General features: G+C 65.0%; 2 protein-coding genes. Both read right to left on the bottom strand.

What is annotated here, in order from left to right:
• A partial coding sequence (locus tag QMX83_RS20695) for a malonate decarboxylase subunit alpha (protein WP_282298505.1) occupies positions 1 to 1188 on the bottom strand: 1188 nt, incomplete at its 3' end.
• Positions 1189 to 1335: 147 nt separating this feature from the next.
• Complete coding sequence (locus QMX83_RS20700) at positions 1336 to 3507, bottom strand: TonB-dependent siderophore receptor (protein WP_282298506.1); 2172 nt, start codon at positions 3505 to 3507, stop codon at positions 1336 to 1338.
• Between the last annotated feature and the right edge of the window lie 249 nt (positions 3508 to 3756).

The raw sequence follows: 3756 nt of genomic DNA on the forward strand, positions 1-3756 counted from the left end.
CTGCTCGCCAGCCTTGAGCCATGCAGCGCTGGCGTGGCGGCGGCCGCGCGCGTCCGAGCCCATGTTGGGCGCACCACCGAAGCCGGCAATGCGGTCACGGGTCGCCGTGGAACTGTTGCCCTGCAGGTCGATCTGCAGGGTGGACCCGATGAACATGTCGCAGGCGTACAGCCCGGCGGTCTGCGAGAACGCGCGGTTGGAGCGCATGGAGCCATCGGCACCGGTGAAGAACACATCGCCGCGCGCGGCGATGTACTTCTCCATGCCCAGTTCCGAGCCGAACGAGTGCACCGACTTCACGAAGCCTGATTCAATGGCCGGGATCAGCGCCGGATGCGGATTCAGTGCCCAGTGCTGGCAGATCTTTCCCTTGAGCCCGAGTGATTCGGCGTAGGTCGGCAGCAGCAGTTCGATCGCGGCGGTGTCAAAGCCGATGCCGTGGTTGAGGCGATTCACTCCGTACTCGGCGTAGATGCCCTTGATCGCCATCATCGCCATCAGCACCTGGATTTCGGAGATCTGCGCCGGGTCGCGGGTGAACAGCGGTTCGATATGGTTCGGACGTGGTGCCTGCACCACGAAGTTGACCCAATCGGCCGGAATATCGACGCGGGGGAGGGTGTCGACGATTTCGTTGACCTGGGCGATGACGATGCCGCCGCCGAAGGCCGTGGCTTCCACGATCACCGGGGTGTCTTCGGTGTTGGGGCCGGTGTACAGATTGCCGTGGCGGTCGGCGGCCTGGGCCGCCACCAGCGCCACGCCGGGGGTGAGGTCGATGAAGTAGCGGCCGAACAGTTCCAGATAGGTGTGGATGGCCCCGATCTGGATGCGCCCCTCGGCAACCAGGTTGGCCAGCCGCACCGACTGTGGGCCTGAGAAGGAGAAGTCCAGCTTCGAGGCGATGCCGCGTTCGAACACGTCCAGATGCGAGGGCAGCGACAGCACCGACTGGACCATGTGCAGGTCGTGCACCCGGCTCGGGTCCAGATCGGCCAGGGACTGGGCCAGGAAGTCCGCCTGCTTCTGGTTGTTGCCCTCCAGGCAGACCTTGTCGCCCGGTTCCAGTACCGCGTGCAGGAGCTCGACCACATCCCCGGCGGCGACCTCATGGCCGCGGGTCAGGCCGCTGGCCCGTTCCAGGCGGGCCTGGCGGCCTCGCGCTTTGCTGTCCCAGCTGGGGTTCATTGCAGGCATCCCGGAGGTGTTGACGTAATTACGGCATAATTACGACGACGGATGCAACCCGCAGTGCAGCAAAAGAAAGGGCCCGCCAATGGCGGGCCCTGTTCAGGTTTAAGCGATCCGTAGAGCCGGGCCATGCCCGGCAATCGGTCAGAACGCCCAGCGCAGGCTGGCGGACACGAAGCGCGGCTCGCCGTAGTTGTTGTAGTCCAGGTTCGCCCAGTAGGTCTTGTCCAACGCGTTGCGCACGTTGAGCGAGGCGGTCCAGTTGTCGCTGATGCGGTAATTGGCGTGCAGGTTGACCAGCATGTACGACGGCTGGGTCACGGTACGGGTGCCGCCGAGCGGGTACTGGATGTTGTAGCCCTCGACCTTGCTCTGCCACTGCAGGCCACCGCCGATGGTCAGGCGATCCAGCACGCCCGGCAGGCGCACGCTGGTGTTGAGCTGCAGCAGGTCTTCCGGCGGGTTCGCGTACAGCAGGTCGGTCGCGGCGCGGGTCACCTTGACGTGGGTGAAGCCGGCGTTGACCGTCCAACCCGGCAGGATCTCGCCGTTGACGTCCACTTCCCAGCCGCGCGACTTGGTGCCGTTGACGCCGATGTACGCCGAGCTGCCGTCACTGAGCGAACCGTCCGGCAAGCTCATGTCACGCACCGCGTAGTTGTCCTGCTTGGCTTCGAAGATCGCCGCATTGGCGGTCAGCTTGCCGTCGAACCACTGCGACTTGATGCCGGCTTCCAGGTTGGAACCTTCCACCGGAGCCAGCAGGTTTTCGTTGCGGTCCTTGTAGTTCTGCGGATTGAAGATTTCGGTGTAGCTGGCGTACACCGAGAAGTCCGGCACGATGTCGTAGACCAGGCCGACGTACGGGGTGACCTCGTCGGTGACCTTGTAGGCACCGCTGGTGCCCGTGTACGCGCCGGCGGCGTTGTAGCTGCGGCTCAGGGTTTCCCAGCGGCTCAGGCGCGCACCGGCGATCAGCGACAGCGGATCGGCCAGGCGCAGGCGGGTCGAGGCGTACACGCCACTCTGCTTGGTGTGCGCGATGCGGCGCGCACCGGTGCGGCTTGCGGTGAGTTCGGGAATGTCGCCGTCCCAGGTGTAGATGTTGGGGATGTTGTAGCGCCAGTTGGCCACCGAGGTCAGCGTCCAGGTGGTGGCTTCCAGGTTGTTGTAGCTGCCGCCGATCACCACATCGTGCTCGCGGCCGAACGCCGGGAATTTGCCTGACAGGTAGAGGTCCGCGCCCTTGCGGGTGTCTTCGGCGTCGCCGGCACCGGCCAGCAGGTACATCCCCGAACCGGTGACCGGATCCGGGTAGCCGCTGCCGTACACGCGCACGTTCTGCACATTGCCGCGGGTATAGGCGGTGTTGAGCTTCAGCAGCCAGTCCTCGCCGAAGCGCTGTTCCAGGTTGCTGAAGACGGTACTGGTTTCGCGCTGCCAGTAGCTCCACTTCGGAGCCATGTTGGTTTCGCGCGGCAGGTGGGCGAAGGTACCGTCGCTGTTGAAGAACGGCACGGTGCCCCAGGTCGAGCCGACCGGGTTGTTGTCCTGGCGCTGGTAGCCGACGGTGACGGTGGTCGAGTCGGTGATGTCACCTTCCAGCACGGCCATGCCGGCCATCTTGTCTTCCTTGTAGCGGTCGTAATACAGGTCGCGGTCGGTGTAGGCGGCGACCACGCGGCTGCGGAAGCGACCGTCGCTGGTCAGCGGCGCGTTGACGTCGGCTTCCATGCGGCGGAAGTCCCAGCTGCCGGCGCTGACCGAGACCGAGGCATCGAACTCCTTGCCCGGGCGCTTGCGCAGCAGATTGACCGTGGCCGAAGGAATGCCGGCACCGCTGAGCAGGCCGTTGGCGCCGCGGATGACCTCGACGCGGTCATAGAAGGCGGTGTCGTACTCCTGGTTGGTGGAGCCGCTGTAGGTCGGCAGGCCATCAACCTGGAAGTCGGTGATGGTGAAGCCACGCGCGTAGTACAGCGGACGCTGGGTGTCGTAGAACGACACGCTGACGCCGGTGACATTGCGCATGACGTCGTTGATCGAGAACAGCGCTTCGTCCTGCAGCCGGCCAATGCCGATCACGCTGGTGGACTGCGGGGTTTCCTGCAGGGTGATCGGCAGGCGGGTGGTGCTGGACGGGCTGGCCTGGGTCCCGACCACGTTGACCTGGTCAAGGGTCTTGGCATCGGCAGCATCGGCGACAGCGGTGTTGGCCAGCGCAACGGACGGGGCGGCGACGGCCAGGGCGGCCAGCAGGGCAACGCCCAGCGGGGCGCGACGGAAAGAGCGGGGCGAAGCAACACGTAAGGACATGCGAACGTCTCTGGAAACCCAAGGGGAGGGCACAACGGAACGCAAATGTAAATCGTTCGCATTCTAATTACAAGAATTTAACAATGTCGACGGGGCTGCGATGGACGCAATCCGTAGAGCCGGGCTCTGCCCGGCTGCTGTTGGTTTTTGGCGAACAGCCCTCGGCTGCCGATCTACGTGCCTGGGGCCGGCGGGTGGGGGGTACGGGACACGCCTTAAATCTCCCGTTTGGCTCGGGCGGCACATCCA

Source organism: Stenotrophomonas sp. PS02289 (assembly GCF_029960115.1).
GTDB lineage: Bacteria > Pseudomonadota > Gammaproteobacteria > Xanthomonadales > Xanthomonadaceae > Stenotrophomonas.

Bases quoted from the DNA above. Each gene is read 5' to 3' on its own strand.
- QMX83_RS20700 (WP_282298506.1), bottom strand. From the start codon at position 3,507: ATGTCCTTACGTGTTGCTTCGCCCCGCTCTTTCCGTCGCGCCCCGCTG.